This is a genomic window from Hyphococcus sp. D3-15, from assembly GCF_055809375.1.
In genome coordinates, this window is record NZ_CM147910.1 from 1,440,671 (window position 1) to 1,461,743 (window position 21,073).

Genomic DNA, 21,073 nt, shown 5'->3' on the forward strand with positions numbered 1-21,073 from the left:
CGAGACCGCCATGATATTCGACCCCTCAATAGGCGTAGCGGGAAAGTCTTGGGGTGGTGACGAGCTTAACCAATGGCGATCTCTTCAGTCACGCCAGCGAAGCTATAACAAAGAGATCGTTTCGCGCATCGACGCGCTTAGCGATCGCTTTGAAAAGTTGGCCTATGGCCGGATCGAATATGCAGGCGATGCATACGCTGTTTATGCGTTGCGCAGCTGTGAGATGAACCCTGCGCTTCCGACTGCTTTTGTGACCGGGGGCGTGCATGGTTACGAAACCAGCGGCGTATTGGGCGCGCTTGCTTTTCTGAATGAATGCGCAGACGCCTACGTGGGCAGGGTCAACTTGCTTGTTGCCCCCTGTGTCAGCCCTTGGGCGTATGAGCGCATCAACCGATGGAATTACGATGCTGTCGATCCGAATCGAAATTTCCGGCTTGGAGGGCCGCTTGAGGCGACCTCATTGATGGAACTCGCGCGCACCGTCGCAAGCGACTATCTCCTTCATATCGACCTCCATGAAACGACAGATAGCGACGAAACCGAGTTCAGGCCCGCCTTGAGTTCCCGCGACGGCGTTGTCTTTAAGGAAGGTGTTATACCGGACGGGTTTTATTTGGTGGCTGACAGCGAGGATCGGCAGCTTGCGTTTCAGCAGGCTATCATTTCTGCGGTGGAAAAGGTGACTCATATCGCTCCGCCGGATGAGACGGGGGAGATCATCGGATCGCCCGTCATCGCGCATGGCGTCATCGAGTACCCCTTGACCGAGCTTGCGCTTTGCACCTCAATCACAAATGCGCGTTTCAAGACAACGACTGAGGTTTATCCGGACAGCCCGCGCACGACGCCTGAAGAGTGCGTTCGCGCGCAAATGACGGCAGTGTGTGCAGCCTTGGATTTCGCCCTGGAATTTTGACAAGGAACCGTCATGAGCTTGGCGCAGGAGACGGCGGCGACGCTGCAACAAATTCTCGGCGATCGATTTACCACCTCGCGCGGCGTTTGCGCTGAACACGGAACGGACATCTCGCATTTTGACCCTCAGCCGCCGGATGCGGTTGTGTTTCCGGAAACGGCGGAAGAAGTTCAGGCTATCGTCAAGGCCTGTGCGGCGACGGCGACGGCGGTCGTGCCATATGGGGCCGGAACATCATTAGAAGGCAATATTCATGCATTGAAAGGCGGCGTGAGCATCGACCTGTCGCGCATGGACAAGATCTTGTCGGTTAACCAGGAAGACCTCGATGTGGTTGTCCAGCCGGGCGTCAAGCGTGTGCGGCTCAATGAATATCTTCGCGACACGGGGCTGTTCTTTCCAATCGATCCGGGGGCGGACGCAACGCTGGGCGGCATGGCTTCGACCAGAGCGTCGGGCACCAATGCAGTGCGCTACGGCACGATGAAGGAAAATGTCTTAAGCCTTGAGGTTGTTACCCCTTCGGGCGAGATCGTCCGCACCGCCAAACGCGCGCGCAAATCCTCGGCGGGCTATGATCTGACCCGGCTATTTGTCGGTTCGGAAGGAACGCTTGGCGTGATTACGGAACTGACGCTGAAACTTTACGGCATTCCGGAGAAAATCCTTTCGGCGGTCTGCGCGTTCAATAATTTTGAAGGCGCAATCCGGTCGGTGATTGAGGCGATCCAGATCGGCGTGCCGTTAGCGCGGATTGAGTTTCTTGATGAAGATACGATCAAGGCGGTCAACCATGTCTCCAAACTGGGGCTTGCGGAAAAGCCGACCCTGTTCCTTGAGTTTCACGGAACCGAGAAATCCGTCAGCGAGCAAGTCGATCTCGCCAAGGAAATCATGACCGGCAATGGCGGCGAGAACTTCAAATGGGCGGAAAAGCCTGAGGAGCGTTCGGCGCTATGGCGGTCGCGCCATGAGGCGGCGCTGTCTATTTCCGCTTACGCTGTTGGGACGCGCCAGTGGTGGACAGATGTTTGCGTGCCGATTTCGCGATTGGCGGACTGCATTCTCGCCACCAAGGAAGACATCAAAAAGACAGGGCTCTTTGCTCCGATCCTCGGCCATGTGGGCGACGGGAATTTTCATCTCGGCATTTGCGCCAAGGATGGCGACGAAGAAGAATTCAAAAAGGCTGATGCGCTACACCACCGCCTCGTTGAGCGCGCTCTTGCCATGGATGGCACCTGCACGGGAGAGCACGGCATTGGCCGCGGCAAGATCCGATATCTCGAACAGGAGCTGGGCGCCGCCGTGCCCCTAATGCGCAGCATCAAGCAGGCGCTCGATCCGCAAAACATCATGAACCCCGGAAAAATTCTTGAAACGACAGGCTGACGAGCGGGGGCGTATCTCCTTTTAACTCGCCAGCAATCAGCTTTGTCATTGCGAAAAGGCGCGGCATCATTCGTCCTCAATAAAGGGCTGAAAGCTGTCAAATCGGAAATTTGACGCCCTGGGCGAGCGGCAGCGTGCGACCGTAATTGATCGCATTGGTCTGGCGCCGCATATAGGCTTTCCAGCTATCGGATCCGCTTTCGCGTCCGCCGCCCGTTTCCTTTTCGCCGCCAAAGGCGCCGCCGATCTCCGCGCCGGAAGTGCCCATATTTACATTTGCGATACCGCAATCAGATCCTGCTGCGGAAAGGAAGTGTTCAACCTCGCGAATATCAGTGGCGAAGATCGACGAAGACAAGCCCTGCGGCACGTCATTCTGTAGTGCAATCGCTTCATCGAGCGTTTGGTAACGCAGCACATAGAGGATCGGCGCAAAGGTCTCGTCGCGAACGCACGAAGCCTGCTCGTTCATCTCAATTATCGCGGGACGGGCGTAGAAGGAGTTTCCGCCATTCACGTCGACGCGGCCGCCGCCATGTACACGTCCGCCGGCATCACGCGCCGCGTCGATTGCGCGCTCCATTGCTGCGAAAGAGTCGGCGTCGATCAGCGGGCCAACGAGAGTGCTCTCATTTCGAGGGTCCCCAACTGCGATATTTTCAAAAACTGCGCTTAGTTTGGGGACGAGTTTATCATAGAGGGAATCGTGAACCAGGAGCCGGCGAAGCGTTGTGCATCGTTGTCCAGCGGTTCCCATAGCGCCGAATGCGACCGCGCGCAGCGTCAGCTCGAGATCAGCCGATGGCGTGACAATCGAGGCGTTGTTGCCGCCAAGTTCAAGGATTGTTTTGCCGAACCGGCGCGCAACGCGTTCTCCGACAATTCGTCCCATGCGCGTCGACCCGGTGGCCGAAATCAATGGTATGCGTGCATCGTCAGCCAACATTTCGCCGATGTCGCGCCCGCCGACGACTAGCGTCGCCAATCCGTCCGGCGCTTCGTCGCCAAATGCTTTGCAGGCGCGTGCGGTAAGCGCGCTGACCGCAAGCGCGGTGAGGGGCGCTTTTTCGGACGGCTTCCAGATCACGCTGTCCCCGCAAATGAAGGCAAGTGCGGCGTTCCAACTCCACACCGCGACAGGGAAGTTGAAGGCGGAGATCACCCCGACTGGGCCGATCGGGTGCCATTGTTCCGTTATGCGATGGTCGGGACGCTCAGAGGGCAGACAAAGTCCTTGAAGTTGACGCGAGAGGCCGACTGCGAAATCACATATATCAATCATCTCCTGAACTTCGCCAAGTCCTTCGGAAAGAATTTTACCGACCTCGATCGAAACCAGCCTGCCGAGATCATCTTTGGCCCGCCGCAATTCCTCTCCGAGAAGGCGAACGAATTCGCCGCGACGCGGCGCCGGAATTTGACGCCAGGCGCGGAACGCCTGTTCAGCTTTTGCGACCTTCTTATCGAGTTCTGCAGCACTGGTTTCGTGCACTTTAGCGATTGCTTCGCCAGTGATCGGCGATATGACGGTCAGCGTTCCGCCATCTATTTGCGCGGCGTTAACACCGAGGTTGGCGATTAGCGCGCGTGTTTCGGTCGCGAGGTCTTTTTTCATGAGCTTATCCTTTAAGATGCCGATATCGAAATTGCGTCAAAAACGTCCGGCGGTAATGTGAGCGATTTGTGCGCCAGCTTCGTAGTAGGCGCCTTTAAGGGTGCGGAGGGACATTTCTCGAATCGGGGTCAGCGGAAGGGCAAGATCGCCCAAATCAACTTCACCCAGCGCGACGCGCGCGAGATCGCGGCCGAAGGTCGTGCCAGGCGCGATACCGCGGCCATTATAAGAACTAATCGACACAATGCCGTCGCCCAGTTCATGAAGGAGCGGCAAGGCGTTGCCGGTCATGCCAATAGTTCCGTACCAGCCATATTCGAAGTCGATCCCGCCAAGCGCTGGAAATAGCCGGGCGAGTTTGCGCCGCGCCCAGTCGGCATGCACGCGGGCGCCGCCATTTCGAAGCGCCCCGATGCTGCCGAAGATCAGCCGGCCGCTTGCATCAAGGCGGAAGGAGGAGAGAATTGTTTTTGTATCCCACGCGCCTTGGCGGCCGGGGAGGATGCGGTCCCTAAGTTTTGCCGCAAGCGGTGCGGTCGCAAGGTTGAAATAGGGGAGGGGCGCCTGTTCATGTTTAAGCGCGCTCCATGGGCCCGTCGAATAAGCGTCCGTGGCGACGATTACGCGCTGCGCCGTTACGGCGCCGCCAGGCGTCGCGATCTCGCCAGGCGCCGCCGAGATCTTCACAGCTTAACGCCGGGGATCGTGCATGGATTCTGGCGCCGTTACGTATCGCCGCCGCCGCTAAACCCCGAACATAGGCGAGGGGTTGGATTGTTCCCGCACGCCGATCAAGCAGCACCGCTGGGAACGCATCGCTACCTGTGAGCCGCGCCGCATCGTCGCCTTCAATCAGCTCCACACTGACGCCTCGTCGGCGCCATTGCCGTCCGCGTTCCGTAAGCGCTTTTACGCCTTTTCGCTTCACCGCGCAGTGGAGCGTCCCAGTGCGCACTGCTTCGCAGTCGATGTCATGTTGGACGATAAGGTCGAAAACCAGCTGGGGAGCCTTCGACAGTTGCGCCAGCAGTTGCTCGCCGCGCGCTTCGCCTATAGTAGCCGGCACTTCGTCCGGCATAGTCCACAGGCCGGCGTTGACCAGGCCGACATTGCGCCCGGCGCCGCCGAACCCGATTTCGCATGCTTCTATGACGACAGGCTTGGCGCCCGCTAAGGCGAGGTGCAGCGCCGCTGAACAACCGGCGTATCCGGCGCCAATGACTGCAACCTCGGCTTCGATCGAGCCGTATAGGGCGGGCGTAGCCGGAGCCGCAGGGGCCGAGGCTTCCCACAAGCCGTGACTGTTTTTGTCGCCAAGCATTCCAATTCGCACTTCTGCTCATCAAATCATGCGCAAATGGAATGTTGCGGCGGAAAAGATTTTGGTGCAAACGAGGTTTTTGAAACAGTTAGTTCCAAAGTGGAATGATATGGGCGTCCCGCGCCGTTTTTATCCTCCGACCTCTCTGCTCTGCGCTTTCGAGGCAGCGGCGCGAACCCTCAGCTTTACTGCCGCGGCGCATGAGCTCAATCTCACCCAAAGCGCGGTCAGCCGCCAGATCTGCGCGCTGGAAAAGATGCTGGGCGCAGAGTTATTCCATCGCGAAAAGCAAAAGGTTCGCCTTACTCTTGCGGGGGCGGCCTATGCGCGCGACATACGCGAGGCGTTGACGCGCATATCAAGCGCTACGCTCGGGTTTCGTGCAAATCCGGTCGGCGGCACGCTCCATCTTGCGGTGTTGCCGTTGTTCGCCGCGCGTTGGCTGGCGCCGCGCTTGCCGTCTTTTAAAGCCGCCCATCCGGATATAACGGTCAATCTCACCACGCGGCTAAGCCCGTTTGACTTTCGCGCTGATACTGTTGATGCGGCGATCCACTATGGATTGAACGAATGGCCGGGCGCCGAGGTCGTTTCGCTGATGGGGGAAACTGTGTCGCCGGTCTGTGCGCCAGGTCTCAAGGCGCAGCTCACTCCGTCGACGCCAGCCGACCTTGCCGCCGCGCCTTTATTACATCTGACGAGCAGACCCGATGCATGGGAGCGCTGGTTCGCAGCAATGAAAATAGACCACGGCGAGTTGCACGGCATGTTGCTCGATCAATTCACGCTCAGCCTCGAAGCGGCGCGCGCCGGGCTCGGCATCGCTTTGCTGCCGACATTTCTCGTCGAGCCGGAGCTGGAGCGGGGAGATCTGGTCGAGTTTCTTGACGCTCCATTGACCTGCATTGAGTCGTATTATTTCGTTTGGCCTGGGACTCACGAAGATCACCCGCCGCTGAATGCTTTCCGCCGCTGGATTTTGTCGGAAGCGCAACGAAGTTAGGCGCGCTTCGGGATCGGGCGGCGCCAAGCGCAGTTCTGCAAGATGCGCACAATAGTCCTGCTCGCAAACTTTATCGAAGGTATTTTTGGTGACAGGAAAGCGCGCACGGCATCGGAAAAATCCGCCGCTTAGGCTGTAAAAAGTCCCGAGGCAAAAACGCTAAGTTATCAAAATATAGCGCGCCATAAGCAGTAGAACTGCGAATTGGCGGGTGGGGATAAGGCATTGTTAAGGTGGGGGAAAATTGTGTTACGTCCCTATTGTTACGTATGGGATGATTTATCGACTATGGATCCGAGTGACTCAAATAACGCTCACGTAGGGAAACGACTTTGCGCGGTCAGACTTTTCTCTATGCGATGACGATGAAGAGAGGTTGGCGTCCAGTCGTGGATCGTCACGGTGGGTTGACGTCGGCGTTTTTCTGGAAAAGTCTTGCCGCTGATGATCAGTTCTTCTCGGTTGGGAAGGTGTAACCCTCCGGAGGGGCGGCATGTCGGAAGAGAGTCTCGATGCCTGGTTTATGAGGGCCGTGTTGCCTCATGAAGCAGCGTTGGAGCGGTTTTTACGGCGCAATTGGCGCGATCTCTCGGAGATCCAGGATCTACGGCAGGAGACTTTTACCAGAGTTTATGCCGCTGCGAGAAAAGAGCGGCCCAAATCTCCGAAGGCCTTTATTTTCAGCACTGCTCGCAATTTGGTGATCGACCGTGTGCGAAAATCCCGCGTTGTTTCCATAGACACGGGGCTGGATTTGGAGGCGTTGCACGTCTTCATAGATGAACCTTTGCAGGATGAGCGGGTGTCTGCGCGTCAGGAATTGCGATTATTGCAGGCCGCGCTCGACGATTTGCCGCCGCGTTGTCGCAATGTCGTTGTGCTCAGAAAGGTATATGGACTCTCGCAGCGCGACACAGCGATGCAACTCGGGATCGCGGAGTGCACTGTTGAGAAACATGTGAGCAAAGGGGTTCGCCGGCTGTCGGAGGCGTTATTTGGGGCGGCGACAAGCGAAAAATCGCCCTTTGAGTTTCGCTTGAAGGGGGAGGAGATGAAATGACATTAGCGGAGGAGCCGATTCCGAAAGAAACTGCCGCTGAAGTCGAGCGGGCGGCGGCGGATTGGTTGGCGTGGCTTGATCGTCGTCATAACGGCGTCGATGCCGACAAGCTGGCCTTTTATGCCCATGAAAACCCCACGTTTGGCGAATGGCTTTGTGCTTCGCTATCGCACCGCGTGGCGCTGTTGCGGTTAATCGCCGGCTGGTCCGAGGCGGACCGCCTCGCGGCGCTCAGCTCGTCGAACATGGAGCGTCCGCGCCGCCGTCGGTGGAGTATGGCAACTTATGGCGCAAGCATCGCAGCGACGTTCTTGCTCGTGGTTGCCGGCTTTGCGATCCACGGCCGCGTCGCCGCGCCATCTCCGGTGTACCAGACATATGTAGGCGGATACGAGACAGTCGCGATGCCGGACGGCAGCCGCGTTGAACTCAACACTGATACGACCCTTACGGCGAATGTGACTGAAGAAAAGCGGTCGGTGGTGTTGACCAAGGGGGAGGCGTATTTCGAAATAGCCCATGACGACGCCAAGCCCTTTGTCGTCTATGCGGGCGAACAACAGGTGACGGTGCTGGGCACACGGTTTTCAGTGCGACGCACTGGCGCGGGCATTGAAGTGGCGGTGACCGAAGGGCGTGTCCGCGTTTCCAACCGCGCCGATGATGCTGCGCAACCGTCGACTGTATTGAATGGCGGACAGATAGCACGTTCGGATAATGGCGGCGTGCTGGTCGTTTATAAGGCGCCGGAGGAAGTCGAGAGAACGCTGTCCTGGCGAAAAGGGTTTCTGGTTTTTGATCAGACGCCGCTGTCCGTGGCTGTAAGTGAGTTTAACCGGTACAATGTTGTTCAGCTTGAAATCACAGACCCGAATATCGCAGAAATCCGTGTTGGCGGCAGCTTTCGGGTGAATAATGTAGAGGCATTCTCCCGCCTCCTTTCTGAGGCCTTTTCTTTGAATTTGCGCCGCGAAGGCGACCGCATCATAATTTATTCGTAATCCGGGTGCCGGATAATTGGGAGAGCTTCGTCTTAATTCTGTGAACGAGCCAGTATGCGAGGGTGCATACGCGGCGTCTGTTACAGGGGATACGAAGTCAATGAACAAGGTAATCAGGGTAAGGCAGGCGGCGGCGACCGCCGGCGTAAGTCTACTTGCAATTGTTATGGCTGCGGGGGCGCAGGCGCAGACGACTACGCCTGGTCATGTGAAGCAATTTGATATTCCGGCCGGCGACATGGTCGTCGCGCTACGCTCCTATATTACGCAATCGGATCAGGAACTGCTTTACGTCGAAGATCAGATTCGCGGCGAGCAAGCCCGGGCTGTTTCCGGCGCCTATTCCGCCGATGAAGCCTTGGGCGCGCTATTGAGCGAATCCGCATTGGTGGCGCGTCGCGACCCATCCGGCGCAATCATGTTGATTGCTGACAACGCTGTGTCGGCCGCAGGTGCGCAAGGGCCGAACGTGTCAGGGCAGGCGGCGCCAACGGTTGTTGAGACTGAAATTGAGGAACAGACAGGCGCCGGGCGAGAACTCAGCAATGGGTCCGAGGACGACGGTTCCGATGTCATCGTTGTTACCGGCACGCGCCTGCAACAATTCGCACCCACGTCGCAGATCACGGTGATTACCCGCGAGGAAATGGAGCTGCGCAATCTTCAAACCGCCGAGGATGCCCTTTCTATTCTTTTGCAAAATAACTCGGCGGTCGGCTCCTCAACGCCGGGCAATGACAGCACCACGGGTAGCGGCTTTAATAACTTTAACCAAAGCGCCTCTGCTGATCTGCGCGGGCTTGGCTCTGGCTCGACCCTGATGCTGCTCAATGGAAGCCCCATCACAGCGAGTGCGCTGGCGCAGGGCGGTGCAAATTTTGCAGATATCGCCGGTTTGCCGTCGTCCGCGATTGAGCGCATCGAGGTGTTCAACGACAGCGCATCGGCTGTGTATGGCACGGACGCTATTGGCGGCGTTGTCAACATCATCACGCGCACCAGTTATGACGGGCTGCAGGCGAGCGTTAATTTCAACGGCAATGGCGTTGGCGGCGATAGTCTTCAGACGTCGTTGTTTGGTGGCGTTAGCGGTGATCGCTGGAACATTCTGGGCAGCTTTTCCTATCTGACCAGCGATGCAACGAGCTATGTGGATCTCGGGCGCACAAACCGGGATTACACGGCGCTGGGAGGAGGGGATTATCGCAATAATCTAGCGCAGCCGGGGCGATTTCAAAGCATTGCAGGCTCGCTTCCCGGGATTGGCGGCACTTTTGCGACTGTGCTTCCGGGCGCGCGCGATACGCTCACTCTGGGCGACCTTCAGCCCGGTGCGGTGCCAGACGACTTTGAAGACGGACAATTCACCGGCGAATCCGATGTGTACTCAGCCTTCCTCCACGCAGGAGCCGAACTCTCGGAAACCATAAACTTCTCGCTCGACGTTCTGGCGTCGAAACGCGAGGTGAATACAGATTCCGGACCGCATTCGCTGGGTTTCACGATAACCAGTCCGTCGTCGGCGCCATTTCTTTCGGCGGCGTTTCCTGGGCCTTTGTCCGCAAGTTATGTTTACGAGTTTGAAAATGAATCGGCGGCGGGCCTTTTGCCGAATGTGACACGGGAGAGCAATACCGAAAAATTGGCGATCAGCGCCAACCTTTCCGGAGAGGCGCCTTTCCTGCCGAGCTGGAAATGGAGCCTTACCGGTTTTTACTCGAGCGACAAGGCGTCGCTTGATCGGTACACGTTTGAACAGGCGCTCCGAACCGGCGCGCTCGCTGGCGCCATCAACATCATCGGAGACGGGCTGAATGCCGACCCTGTCGCCTTTGCGGTTCTTGAGCTGAATGATTCTGAGAGTCAACGATTCCAAGACCAGCCTTCGGATGCTCTCGGGTCACATGCAGGGCGATCTCTTCAGTTTGCCCGGCGGCGCTGTCGTCGGTCTCGTTGGCGGGGAGTTTCGGGAAGACCGCGCCGCGGCGGTGGGCACGAATATACAGGGCATCGGCACTAACCAGGACCTTGTGGGAACGGCGTCGCGCAAGACAACGTCTGTCTTTGGCGAACTTGCTTTTCCCATTATTGGCGAAGGCTACGCCATTCCCGGATTTCAGGAGCTCTTACTGACGGGCGCCGTGCGATATGCGCATTCCTCTGATGTCAGCGATGCAACTGTTTATCGTATTGGTCTCGGCTGGACTGTTGTTCAAGGCATGAAAGTGACGGCTTCTCACGGCACCTCGTTCCGGGCGCCGAGCGTCTTCGACCTCAGCGAACCACTCAGCGGCATCAACACACCGACTCCGGATTTCGGCTGCCCGCAAGCGCTTGCGGGAGGGCCGCCTTGTTTCGGGCTGACGCAAAACAACTTTGGCGGCAACGCCGATCTTGAACCTGAAAAGGGCGAAAGCTGGGCCGTTGGCGTGGAAATCAAGCCTGTATTCGCGCCTGGCCTGAGATTTGGCGCCGAAATGCAAAACATCGATTTCACCGGCCGTATTATCGATCCGCTTGGCGAGTTCGGGCTGGAATTTACAACGGCGAATACGGCGTTGTTCCCGGGCATCATAGTGCGGGACGGAGCAGGCCTGCTCATGTCGTTGAACGCGATTCCGATTAATCTCGCACAAACCCAAAGCCGGGCTTACGATGTGTTTGCTGACTATAATTTCGCAACCGGTATGGGAAGGGTGCTGCTGTCTTATGACGGAACTTATCAGGCGCGGTTGAACGAAACCATTTTGCCAGGGACGCCGGCGTTAGCGCTAGCGGGTACGAGCTATCGCGGACCGTATTGGCGTCATCGGGCGAGTATGAGTTTCAGTCCGGCCGTGTTGCCTAACGCCACGCTGACATTGGATATTAATCACCTGCCTGGATACCGCCATTTCGTCGGCGCGCGTGGTCGCGACACGTCGACTGGCTCTACAACTGTGCAGCAAGTTGATTCATTTACGATGTTTGACCTGTTCGTCTCATATCGTCTCGACCAGACGTATGATCCGTTCACGGGTGGTTGGCGCATTTTTGCAGGTGTCAATAATGTGTTCGACGAAAAGACCCCGTTTCTGGATACGACGCTCGGTTTCGACGTTCTGAATGGCAACCCTTTCGGGCGAAGGTTTTCACTTTCTGTATCCAAAGACTTTTAAACGCCTCACAAATTCTCTCCAGCGCCGGAAATGATCCGGTGCTGTAGGGCTGGAGTTTTCCGCCTGACACGGCCGCAATACCCGAGGAAATTACATGATGATGTCTGTGCGTTACGTGATGCTGTTCGCATTTTGCGCCGCTTGTTCTTTTGCGGCGGCGCCGGTCTGGGCTCAGCCTGGCAAGCCGCCTTCCAGATCAGGCGGGGCGTCTTGTCAGCCTTTTCCTTCCCAAAAAGGCGGCAAGAACGGACCTGATGCTGAAAGTCCAGGTCCTCTCTTGCTGGCCGACGCAACGAATGGTCTGACGCGCACTGACGGTTTGTTCCCGCTTTATGAAAACCCGAAAAACGGTGATCTCTTTATGGAGATCAGCGGCGCCCAAATGAACGACGATAAGTCTTTTATCTATCACATGCAGGTAATACAGGGGACGGTCATTATGGGCGCCGTTCCGACTGTCTATCATCCAACAAAAATGTTGAAACTGAGTTCGGCACTTCGAAAAGATCGAGATAGAACAAAAGAATACGAATTTCTATGTTGACCCTGAGAGCCCGCTCGCGCGTGCGGCGGAAGACGGCATTAGCGACGGGCTGTTGGTTTCCACAAAAATCCTCGCTCAAGATGATGCGGGCGATGACGCGCGCTATTTGATATGCGCAAACGAGGTTTTTAAAAGCGAAGCGCTTGCATCTGTAACGCCGCGCCGGGGGTCGGCGACTGGCGAGCCCGGCGTCCCGGCGAAATACAGTGTGGGCAATGTCGATGCATCCAAATCAAAGATTATCGATCATCGCAATTACCCAAAAAACACAGACGTGCGCGTCGAATACGTATTATCCCATCCCGACAGTGAACGGTTTTCAGTAGGCGCGAATGCAGCGTTGCTCGCGGATCCGCGCAACGTTTCGCTGCAAGTGAGCCATACCCTGATTGAGGCGCCGGATAATAACGGTTTTGCGCCGCGCCGCGCGGATTTCCGCGTTGGCTATTTTGGGCCCAAGCGGGAAGACCTCTCAACCCTGAGCGCAACGCCATATCATGACTTCATTTCACGCTGGGACTTGAGGAAGAAGCATCCAGAACAGGCCGTTTCGGAACCTGTGGAGCCGATTACCTGGTGGATCAGTAACTCAACGCCAGTTGAATATCGCGATGAGGTCGAGCGTGGTGTTCTTGTTTGGAACAAAGCGCTGGAGCGTGTCGGTTTCCGCAACGCCATCATTGTGCGCCAGCAACCTGACGATGCGGAATGGGATGCCGGGGACCTGCGTTACAATACGCTTTATTTTGCATCCGGCCCCAGAGTTCCATTTCTTGGATACGGGCCCTCTCTTGTTGATCCACGGACGGGACAGATACTTGGCGCTGACATTGCCCTTGAGTTTGGGATTGTGAGAAACGGCGATCGTTACGCGCGGTCTTTTGGGGCGGGCGATGAGGCGTTTGGCGGTTCATTGATTGACGGAATGTTTTCGTTTGAAAATGCCGAGAAATGCCAAATGGGTGCTTTCATGCAGGCGCAGTCCGCGGTGACGCGCGCCATTTTGAGCTCGCGCGGTGTTTCCGAGGAGAAGCGCCAGCAGGTCATTGACCAGCTTATGGTTTCCGTTGTCATTCATGAGGTCGGTCATACACTGGGATTGACCCACAATATGAAAGCTTCGAGCTCGGTTTCGCTAGATACGCTTAAGGAGCCAGACGGCCTGATCACAGGCTCGATCATGGACTATTTGCCGGCGAATTTTATGCCGACCAATGGCGTTCGCAAACAATATTATCAAACCGAACTTGGTCCTTATGATTATTGGGCGATCGAGTTCGGTTATCTTCCCTCGCTTGATGAACCGGCGGCGGAAGCGGAGCGCGTGCGGACTCTTCTCGCCCAATCAACTGATCCAGCGCTCGCCTTCGGCAACGATGCGGAAGTCGTGCAATATAATCTCGGCGTCGATCCACGCACACTACTTTACGATATGTCGAGCGACCTTATTGGTTGGGCGTCATTGCAGGCGGAGAATATTGATGCGGCGATTGCAAGGCTGGAAGCAACGCACACGAACAGCGACGAGATTTTTCAGGATCTTCGAGATACTCTGAATTCATTGCTGTCGAGCCGGCGACAACTGGTCACCACAGTCGCAATGGTTGTTGGCGGCGCGCATATGGAAGTGGCGACCACGAAACAACTGAATGAGAGTGGAAAGACCCCGTTCGAGCCTGTTTCCCGGGAAGAGCAGGCGCGTGCTGTCGATCTGATTGTCAAGCTTGTGTATGCGCCCGGCGCTTATGACGCGCTGTCGCCCTCTTTGTTGAAACATGCGCAATATGTCCGGCGCGGATTCGATTATGGCGCGCCAGGACGGGGCGAGCCGCTGTCAGTGCTGGATGCCGTCGCTTCGGAGCGGGAATTTCTTCTTTCGTATTTGGTGTCGCCTTTGCGCCTGAACAGGTTGAGCGCCCATGAGGCGCTGGGCGGCGAATACACATCGCACGAACTTCTCGATACGCTTACGGATGCGATTTTCGGAAAGTCGTGTTTTTCAAAGCCGGATCCCATTCTACGTGCAGGGCAGGCCAGCTATCTTGAAAAATTAATTCAGATTGCATCTGATAGTGCTTATGACGACAACGCCAAAGCGGCGGCCGAGGTAAGTCTATCGAAGGTTTCCGGACGCATCTCGGGTTTGTGCAATGTTGTAGTCGGTAGCGAAATCGCCGGTCACCGAAATCATTTACGTCGAAAAATGACAGCGCATTAGGAGCGGTCAGGGACAAAACCCATAACGGAAAACCGATCAGAAGCGAGCTCTTTGCGCTGTTCGTCACCGGGCAGTATCTGTCCGTGTCGTCGGCAGTCGGCTTCATCGCTGTCTTCGGCGTCGCTATGCTGAACGGCATCGTGCTTGTCAATTTCATCAGCGAACAACGTGAACCCGGCTTTGACGTGCGCGACGCCGTTCCGCGCGCCACCGAACTGCGCTTGCGGCCGGAACGTCGCAATCATGTTTGGGGTTGTGATATTGTCATGGATTGCACCTATGATGGAAAGCCTTTCCGCATGCTGTGCGTGATTGATGAGTTCAGGCGTGAATGCCTGGCGACCCGCGTTGGACGTCGCCTCAACGCCAGGATTATTCTGGAAATTCTCGCCGATCTCTTCCTCAAGCACGGGCCGCCGCAAAATATTCGCAGCGATAATGATCCTGAGTTCATTGCGACTGCGCTTCGTGAATGGTTTGGCCGACTTGGCGTCAAAACCTTGTTCATCGAGCCCGGCAGCCATGGGAGAACGGCTATTGCGAGAGCTTCAACTTCAAGCTCAGAGACGAGCTGCTGGCGCGGGAGATCTTCTACACGATGAACGAAGCAAAAACCCTGATCAATGGTGGCGGGCGCACTTTAACACGTTTCGTTCGCACTCATCGCGCGGCTATAAACCATCTTCGCCGAAAGCCATCTTGCCATGGCTGTTCGTGCCGTCTTACGTTCAGAGCGTGGCGGCATGAACGCCGCCCCAGAACCCGCAGAGTCGAACAAATGGCTCGGATCACCTCGATGGGTCAGGCCACGTTTATGTCGATGTTGAAAATGATCTCAAAGAGCTTCGAACCAAGTGGCATGGTGCGCAAAACGAAAGCAAGCCAATACGAATAATCATGATCGCTATAATGTATGCTTTCGGGCTGCCATTCTTTGTGTGGAACGTGCCCAAAAATATCATCGCCAACGTAATATCATTATGGCCGTGGAGTTAGCGGCGTGGTTAAAAACTGGAACACAGGTGTAAACCGCCTGTAAACGGTCCAAGTCGGGCCACTCTAAGTCATTGAAAAAATGGCGCACCCGTGAGGATTCGAACCTCAGACCCCCAGATTCGTAGTCTGGTGCTCTATCCAGCTGAGCTACGGGTGCGTATCGCGTCATATGGCGGCGCGAGGCGCGGGTTTAACCCCAACGCGGTGAGAATTGCAAGCGCCCTGGCGGGGCGGAGTGATGCTTTCCCGTGATTTCGCCGATTTTCTGTATTTCGGCCGCGTCGCTGGCAGGGGAGGCTTGTGAACTGGCCCATGGCGGTGCGGGCGTGCGGCTGCGGCGAAAGGCGCCCTCATTGCGCCCCGTATCCGCATGACGGCGCAAGGAATGGGGTCGAAAGCCGGCTCGGGCTCGCGTAAGAAGGGCGGGTGAACAGTGAGCAACTGAAAGCGGGGCGCGGCGATGAATAGCGGTATGAAACGGGTTTTCAGGTCGGGCGCGGCGGCGCGTTTGATGGTGCTGGCGGCAGTCTTCGCGGCCGGCTGCAGCCGCGAAACGGCGGAAGTGCAAGAAGCGCAGGCGCCCGCCGAGCAACACTGGTTTATTGCCGCCGCGAATCCCTATGCGGCGGAAGCCGGCGCGGAAATCCTCAAAAAAGGCGGCTCGGCGGTGGACGCCGCAATCGCGACGCAGACCGTGCTGGGGCTTGTGGAGCCGCAATCTTCCGGCCTTGGCGGCGGCGCCTTCCTGATTCATTACGACGCCGGGTCTGACACGCTTGAAACCTATAATGGGCGCGAAACTGCACCCGCCTCGGCGACGCCGGACCGCTTTTTGAAGGATGACGGCACGCCGATGAATTTTTACGACGCAGTGGTCGGCGGCCTGTCTGTGGGCGTGCCGGGCGCGGTGCGGATGCTTGAGCTTGCGCATCAAGAGCATGGCAAGCTTGCCTGGGCTGAAGATTTTGACGCGGCGATTTCACTGGCCGAAGAGGGGTTTAACGTGTCCCCGCGGCTCAATGGATTGCTGGAGCGCATTCCGCGCCTGAAACAATTGCCCGCCGCCGCCGCCTATTTCTATGCGGAAGACGGCGCGCCATGGCCGGTCGGGCATGTGCTGAAGAACCCAGCCTATGCACAGACGCTGAAAGCCGTCGCCAATGGCGGCGCTGACGCGTTCTATGAAGGGCCGATCGCCGAGGAGATTGTAGCGGCAGTGAATGGCGCGCCACAGCCCGGCGGCATGACGCTGGAAGATATGAAAGCCTATCGGGCGGTGAAGCTGGATCCCGTATGCGGCGACTACCGTGCTTATCAGGTTTGTTCGATGGCGCCGCCAAGTTCAGGCGGCGTGACGCTGCTGCAGATCCTGTCCATGCTGCAGGATTTTGACATGGCGGGCGCCGGCTCCGGATCGATCGAGGCGTTGCATTTGATTTTCGAGACGTCGCGGCTCGCCTATGCGGATCGCAACGAATATCTCGCCGACAATGAGCAATTGTCCGATGACGGTCTGTCGCCGGAAGCGGTGATCGCGGGGCTGTTGAACCCCGCCTATCTTAAGGCGCGTTCGGCGCTTATCGATGCCGCGAAGGCGGCGGAATCAGTAGAGGCTGGCGATCCTTCCGCTTTTGACCTTGCGGAAGGGGCGGGCCAGTGGAAGCGCTATGGCGCCGACGCATCGCCGGAACCGCCTTCGACCAGTCACTTTGTCATTGTCGATGGCGACGGCAATGTGGTGTCCATGACGACGACGGTTGAGTTCGCCTTTGGCAGTCATCTGATGGCGGCGGGCATGGTGCTGAACAATCAGCTCACTGATTTTTCGTTCCTGCCGGTGCGCGATGGCAAGCCGGTGGCGAATGCGGTGGCGCCGGGCAAGCGTCCGCGCAGCTCCATGTCGCCTGCCATTGTGTTCGATAAGGATGGCGCCGTTTGGGCTGCTGCGGGCTCGCCGGGCGGGCCGGCGATTATCGGCTATGTGGCCAAAACACTGATCGCGATGATCGACTGGAACATGTCGACGCAGGAAGCGGTGGACCTGCCCAACGCGGTGTATCCGCGCGGCGCGCCGATGCTGGAAGCCGGCGGCTTTGATACACAGGTCATCGAAGGGCTGAAGGCGATGGGGCATCCGGTGGAAACGCGAGATCTCAATAGCGGCGTCCACGCCTTCAAGCGGTTGCCGGACGGGACCTTCGAAGGCGGCGCCGATCCTCGCCGCGAAGGCGTTTGGCTCACCGGCGTGGTGGAAGCGGATTAGCGCCTAGCTGGCGTGGGGGAGGCGGACGCGGAAAGCCGCGCCCGTGTCATCACTCTTCACCAGCGTGATCGCGCCGCCATGGGCGCGGGTGATTTCAGCCGCGATGGCGACGCCGAGGCCGGAACCACCGGGCTTTTGCGAGCCCTTGAATGGTTCGAAGAGATCGGCCTTGGCGTGTTCAGGCAATCCGGGGCCGGTATCCGCGATGGTGATCAGCAATTCCCGGCCTTCAATAACGGCGTCGATGGTCACCTTGCCGAATTCGGCGGTCTCGGATCCGTCTGCATTCTCGGTCATCGCTTCCATGGCGTTGCGCACGAGGTTGAACAGCGTCCGGTAAAGTTGCGTGCGGTCGGCGACGATGGAAAGATCTTCAGGCGCATTATTTTCCGCGACAATGCCCATCGCTGCTGTGTCTTCGAAGACTTCTTCAACAAGCTCATGCAGGACAAAGGGCGATTTATCGAGTAGGCGGGATTCCATCCGGCCATAGGTTAGCGTGTCGCGACTAAGCGCGATGGCGCGATCAAGCGCCGAGATCAGGCGCGGCGCCAGTTTCCGGACGCTTGGGTCGTCTGATTTCGACAGCCGGTCAGACATCAATTGCGCAGAGGCGAGAATGTTGCGCAAATCATGGCTGATCTTCGATATGCCTGCGCCGAGCGCGGCGAGGCGGCGGCGTTCGCCCAGCAGGCCGCGTACGCTGGATTCCATGGCGGCGAGACTTTGTTCCGCCGCGCCGATTTCGTCCTTGCGTCCTGACGGCGTCAACACGCCATGTGCGTTTTCCGGATCGGCGTCAAAGGCGGTGATATTGGCGGTCAATCGTTTCACCGGATGCACGATCATCCGGTTGAGCGCCCAATAGACAAGCCCGGCGGTCAGAGTGGAGATCACCAGCGACAGTTTTAAAATATTCGCCGCATAGGCATGCAGATCGTTTCGCAAGGCTTTCTGCGACACGATGATGTCGACCGTTTGTCCAGGAACGAATTTCGGCGCTCCGGTCGCCTGAATCAAATGATCGCCGCTTGAGAACATTGTTCCCCATGCGTTGGTGATGAGGGTCAGCGAGTTCTCCTCAATAAGATCGACGGACAACATGTTCGGCGCGCCATGCGGATTGATTTCCGGCGCGAGAATCAGCATGCGCATGTCATCGCTATTGATTGTAACGCCAAGAATGTTCGCTGTGCTGAATAGCTGACGCACCAGGGTTTCATCGAGCGCGATTTCTCGCGGCCCCTCAAGCGCCAGGCTGGCGAGATAGGCTTCTTCAAATCGCAAATTGAACCAGTCCAGGCGCTGTTTCGCGACAGACGGAACGAGCACAACCAGTTCCGCCACGAAAACGAAAACGATCGTCAGCAAAAGCAGCTTGGTTGAGAGTGATCGTTTTGCAATAGCGGCGGACATAGGACTCTGTGGGATGCGGGCTCTAGTCGAACATGGAGAGGATAGAAATAAGCATTCGGGTCCGCGGCGAAAAGAGCGTATCTGAATACCATGCGCCCGCGGCGCGTTTGCTGGCTTCGCTACGGGTCGGATAGGGCGCGATCATATCAGTGAAGGCGCGGATTTTAAGCCCTGCGGAGATTGCGAGAGTCAGCGGCTGGAGCAGGTCTCCGGCCCCGGGTCCGACAATGCCTGCGCCCAATATGCGGCCCTTTTTGTCGGTGACGACTTTGACCAGCCCTTCGGTGTCGCGTTCAGCTTCGGCGCGGTCATTTTGAGCAAATGGCCAGCGGACGACTTTGATATTTCTGTCTTGTTCGCGCGCCTGGCTTTCCGTGAGGCCGATCTGGGCAAGCTCCGGGTCGCAATAAGTTACATGTGGAGCGAGATGCTCATTATTGCTCGAAGGCATTTTGAACAGCATGTTGCGGACGACGACAGAGGCGTGATAGCCCGCCACATGCGTGAACTGCCGACCGCCGGCGACATCGCCAACCGCATAGATGCGTTTATTGGTCGTGCGCAGCCGGTTATCCGTCTTGATCCCCTTATCGGAATAGTCGACGCCCGCCGCTTCGAGATTCAAACCGTCCACGGTGGCTTTGCGGCCGACGGCAACCAAGAGATGCGAGCCTTCAATCGCGCGTGCGCCGATTGAAACGCTGACGCCTTTTTCAGTTTTTGAAATCTTTTCCGCTTTTGCGTCATCAACAATTTCAACGCCTTCCTTGACGAGACGCGCGCGCGCAATTTCGACAAGTTCTGGATCATCCCGGCCCAGAATTTTACCGCCCTCGATGATGGTGACGTCCGATCCGAGGCGGCGATGGGCCTGCGCCATTTCAACGCCGATCGGTCCGCCGCCAATGATGATCAGATGATCGGGGCGCGTGCGGTTTTCGAAGATCGTTTCATTGGTGAAATAGGAAACGTCCGCGAGGCCCGGTATGGGCGGGACAAAGGGCTTTGACCCCGTCGCGATGACGAAATGTTTTGCTGCGACGGTTTGCTCGCCGGCTTTCACTTCGCGCGGACCGGTAAAGGAGGCATGCGCGCGCAAGACGGTGACGCCGAGACCTTCGAAACGTTCCTGACTGTCGATGGGCGCTATCGTGTCGATGACCCCGTGCACATGATCCATGACCGCGGCGAAATCGATCTGCGGCTCTACATTCGCAATGCCGAATTTCGCCGCATTGCGCATGTCTTCGGCGCGAGCGGCGGCGGCGATCAGCGCCTTTGACGGGACGCATCCGGTATTCAGGCAATCGCCGCCCATCGCGCCTTCTTCGATCAGGACGACCTTGCGGCCCAGCATGGCGGCGCCTGCGGCTACGGACAGGCCGCCCGATCCCGCGCCGATAATGCAAATATCCGCTTTGATTGTTTGCGACATGCTTATGGCGTCTCCGGCGCGGCTTTGCGTTTCAGAAAGACCGGGATCAGCGCCAGAACGATGAGGCCGATAATCGGCGTGATGGTTTCCGGCTTCAACAAAACGCCGGAAAGGGAAATGTCTTCACCCGCATCAAAGGCGGCGCCCGCTGCTGCGCCGATGCTCGCATAGACGAAGGAGCCGGGAATGATTCCGAAAAACGTGCCCACGAGAAAATTACGCAGCGAAACGCCCATCAGACCCGCCGCGATATTCACCGCCCAGAATGGGAATACCGGCGCCAGCCGCAGCACGAACATGTAGGACAGCTCACCCTGGCGAAATCCTTCTTCCATGCGTTTGGCGAACCCGCCGGCGCGTTTGCTCAGCATGTCTCCGAGCGCCGTGCGCGCCGCGAGGAAAATGAGCGTCGCGCCAATCGTGGCGGCGACGACAATAAGCGGCGTTCCTGGCCACAGGCCGAACAGAAAGCCGCCAAAGATCGTGAGGATGCTCGCCCCCGGAAATGAGATCGCGACCGCCGCTGCGTAGACACCCAGAAATATCGCCATGGCGCGCAGCGGGTCCGCCTCGACCCAGGCGCGCAGGGCCTCGCGATTGTCTCGCAGCGTGTCCAGGGTGAAATAGCGCTGAAGCCCGAGGGAGAAAAAAGCGATGAGCGCAATCGCGATGATGGCGAGCGGCAGAGCGCGTTTTAGGAGGCTGGGGGAGGCTTGGGGCATTGCTTACCTG

The 21,073-nt window shown here is 57.6% G+C and carries 14 protein-coding genes, 1 tRNA gene and 3 pseudogenes; 12 read left to right on the top strand and 6 right to left on the bottom strand.

Translation table 11 applies throughout. The features are described 5' to 3' along the window. The first annotated feature begins 10 nt into the window (after window positions 1–10). Entirely contained in the window at window positions 11–919 is a 909-nt protein-coding gene (locus tag AC0L8G_RS07120) for a M14 family metallopeptidase (protein ID WP_473387977.1), read from the top strand. A 12-nt stretch (window positions 920–931) separates the two neighbouring features. Further along, window positions 932–2,311, top strand: coding sequence for an FAD-binding oxidoreductase (locus tag AC0L8G_RS07125; RefSeq protein ID WP_473387978.1), 1,380 nt, complete (start codon window positions 932–934; stop codon window positions 2,309–2,311). Between the two features lie 97 nt (window positions 2,312–2,408). On the opposite strand, the gene amaB is transcribed toward AC0L8G_RS07125, so the two are convergent. Beyond that, window positions 2,409–3,926 (bottom strand): L-piperidine-6-carboxylate dehydrogenase, encoded by a 1,518-nt coding sequence (gene amaB / locus AC0L8G_RS07130; protein WP_473387979.1) that lies wholly within the window; start codon window positions 3,924–3,926, stop codon window positions 2,409–2,411. Between the two features lie 36 nt (window positions 3,927–3,962). Continuing rightward, window positions 3,963–5,247: pseudogene (locus AC0L8G_RS07135) on the bottom strand (NAD(P)/FAD-dependent oxidoreductase). A gap of 109 nt (window positions 5,248–5,356) precedes the next feature. On the opposite strand from AC0L8G_RS07135, the gene gcvA reads away from it, so the two are divergent. The 9 genes and pseudogenes from gcvA to AC0L8G_RS07180 all read left to right on the top strand — a co-directional run. Beyond that, window positions 5,357–6,250 carry a transcriptional regulator GcvA gene (gcvA, locus tag AC0L8G_RS07140; RefSeq protein ID WP_473387981.1) on the top strand — a complete coding sequence of 298 codons (894 nt, stop codon included), beginning with the start codon at window positions 5,357–5,359 and terminating at the stop codon, window positions 6,248–6,250. Window positions 6,251–6,743: 493 nt separating this feature from the next. Then, the gene (locus AC0L8G_RS07145) at window positions 6,744–7,310 is read left to right on the top strand and encodes an RNA polymerase sigma factor (RefSeq protein WP_473387982.1); all 567 of its coding nucleotides are present in this window, start codon (window positions 6,744–6,746) and stop codon (window positions 7,308–7,310) included. Next, on the top strand, window positions 7,307–8,311 hold the full coding sequence (locus AC0L8G_RS07150) for a FecR family protein (protein ID WP_473387984.1): 1,005 nt from the start codon (window positions 7,307–7,309) through the stop codon (window positions 8,309–8,311). The genes AC0L8G_RS07145 and AC0L8G_RS07150 overlap by 4 nt, the downstream gene beginning before the upstream one ends. 100 nt (window positions 8,312–8,411) lie before the next feature. Continuing rightward, on the top strand, window positions 8,412–10,331 hold the full coding sequence (locus tag AC0L8G_RS07155) for a TonB-dependent receptor plug domain-containing protein (protein WP_473387986.1): 1,920 nt from the start codon (window positions 8,412–8,414) through the stop codon (window positions 10,329–10,331). Continuing rightward, a complete protein-coding gene (locus AC0L8G_RS07160) occupies window positions 10,216–11,469 on the top strand; it encodes a TonB-dependent receptor (protein WP_473387987.1) in 1,254 nt (417 codons plus the stop codon). Before AC0L8G_RS07155 ends, AC0L8G_RS07160 begins: the two co-directional genes overlap by 116 nt. Before the next feature lie 94 nt (window positions 11,470–11,563). Further along, a complete protein-coding gene (locus tag AC0L8G_RS07165; RefSeq protein ID WP_473387989.1) occupies window positions 11,564–12,013 on the top strand; it encodes a hypothetical protein in 450 nt (149 codons plus the stop codon). A 37-nt stretch (window positions 12,014–12,050) separates the two neighbouring features. After that, entirely contained in the window at window positions 12,051–14,231 is a 2,181-nt protein-coding gene (locus tag AC0L8G_RS07170; protein WP_473388830.1) for a zinc-dependent metalloprotease, read from the top strand. A gap of 56 nt (window positions 14,232–14,287) precedes the next feature. Then, window positions 14,288–14,461, top strand: a pseudogene (locus AC0L8G_RS07175) (efflux RND transporter permease subunit); the annotation flags it as partial. Then, window positions 14,447–14,978 (top strand): annotated as a pseudogene (locus tag AC0L8G_RS07180) (integrase core domain-containing protein); the annotation flags it as partial. The pseudogenes AC0L8G_RS07175 and AC0L8G_RS07180, both read left to right, overlap by 15 nt. 329 nt (window positions 14,979–15,307) lie before the next feature. Here AC0L8G_RS07180 and AC0L8G_RS07185 read toward each other — a convergent pair. After that, a tRNA-Arg gene (locus tag AC0L8G_RS07185) sits at window positions 15,308–15,384 on the bottom strand. A 315-nt stretch (window positions 15,385–15,699) separates the two neighbouring features. Between AC0L8G_RS07185 and ggt the strand changes: the two genes are divergently transcribed. After that, window positions 15,700–17,490 carry a gamma-glutamyltransferase gene (ggt, locus tag AC0L8G_RS07190; protein ID WP_473387991.1) on the top strand — a complete coding sequence of 597 codons (1,791 nt, stop codon included), beginning with the start codon at window positions 15,700–15,702 and terminating at the stop codon, window positions 17,488–17,490. A 3-nt stretch (window positions 17,491–17,493) separates the two neighbouring features. Here the strand turns inward: ggt and AC0L8G_RS07195 are convergent, their stop codons facing one another. The 3 genes from AC0L8G_RS07195 to AC0L8G_RS07205 are packed head-to-tail and all read right to left on the bottom strand — an operon-like array spanning window position 17,494 to window position 21,063. Then, window positions 17,494–18,906, bottom strand: a complete 1,413-nt coding sequence (locus tag AC0L8G_RS07195) for a sensor histidine kinase (RefSeq protein ID WP_473387992.1) — start codon at window positions 18,904–18,906, stop codon at window positions 17,494–17,496. A gap of 22 nt (window positions 18,907–18,928) precedes the next feature. Continuing rightward, window positions 18,929–20,341, bottom strand: a complete 1,413-nt coding sequence (locus AC0L8G_RS07200) for a dihydrolipoyl dehydrogenase family protein (protein WP_473387993.1) — start codon at window positions 20,339–20,341, stop codon at window positions 18,929–18,931. 2 nt (window positions 20,342–20,343) lie between these two features. Then, entirely contained in the window at window positions 20,344–21,063 is a 720-nt protein-coding gene (locus tag AC0L8G_RS07205; RefSeq protein ID WP_473387995.1) for a TVP38/TMEM64 family protein, read from the bottom strand. Window positions 21,064–21,073: the final 10 nt, after the last annotated feature.

Excerpts from the sequence above, each read along its gene's own strand:
- AC0L8G_RS07120 (WP_473387977.1), top strand. The coding sequence starts at position 11 with ATGATATTCGACCCCTCAATAGGCGTAGCGGGAAAGTCTTGGGGTGGT.
- AC0L8G_RS07125 (WP_473387978.1), top strand. The coding sequence starts at position 932 with ATGAGCTTGGCGCAGGAGACGGCGGCGACGCTGCAACAAATTCTCGGC.
- amaB (WP_473387979.1), bottom strand. The coding sequence starts at position 3,926 with ATGAAAAAAGACCTCGCGACCGAAACACGCGCGCTAATCGCCAACCTC.
- gcvA (WP_473387981.1), top strand. The coding sequence starts at position 5,357 with ATGGGCGTCCCGCGCCGTTTTTATCCTCCGACCTCTCTGCTCTGCGCT.
- AC0L8G_RS07145 (WP_473387982.1), top strand. The coding sequence starts at position 6,744 with ATGTCGGAAGAGAGTCTCGATGCCTGGTTTATGAGGGCCGTGTTGCCT.
- AC0L8G_RS07150 (WP_473387984.1), top strand. The coding sequence starts at position 7,307 with ATGACATTAGCGGAGGAGCCGATTCCGAAAGAAACTGCCGCTGAAGTC.
- AC0L8G_RS07155 (WP_473387986.1), top strand. The coding sequence starts at position 8,412 with ATGAACAAGGTAATCAGGGTAAGGCAGGCGGCGGCGACCGCCGGCGTA.
- AC0L8G_RS07160 (WP_473387987.1), top strand. The coding sequence starts at position 10,216 with ATGCAGGGCGATCTCTTCAGTTTGCCCGGCGGCGCTGTCGTCGGTCTC.
- AC0L8G_RS07165 (WP_473387989.1), top strand. The coding sequence starts at position 11,564 with ATGATGATGTCTGTGCGTTACGTGATGCTGTTCGCATTTTGCGCCGCT.
- ggt (WP_473387991.1), top strand. The coding sequence starts at position 15,700 with ATGAAACGGGTTTTCAGGTCGGGCGCGGCGGCGCGTTTGATGGTGCTG.
- AC0L8G_RS07195 (WP_473387992.1), bottom strand. The coding sequence starts at position 18,906 with ATGTCCGCCGCTATTGCAAAACGATCACTCTCAACCAAGCTGCTTTTG.
- AC0L8G_RS07200 (WP_473387993.1), bottom strand. The coding sequence starts at position 20,341 with ATGTCGCAAACAATCAAAGCGGATATTTGCATTATCGGCGCGGGATCG.
- AC0L8G_RS07205 (WP_473387995.1), bottom strand. The coding sequence starts at position 21,063 with ATGCCCCAAGCCTCCCCCAGCCTCCTAAAACGCGCTCTGCCGCTCGCC.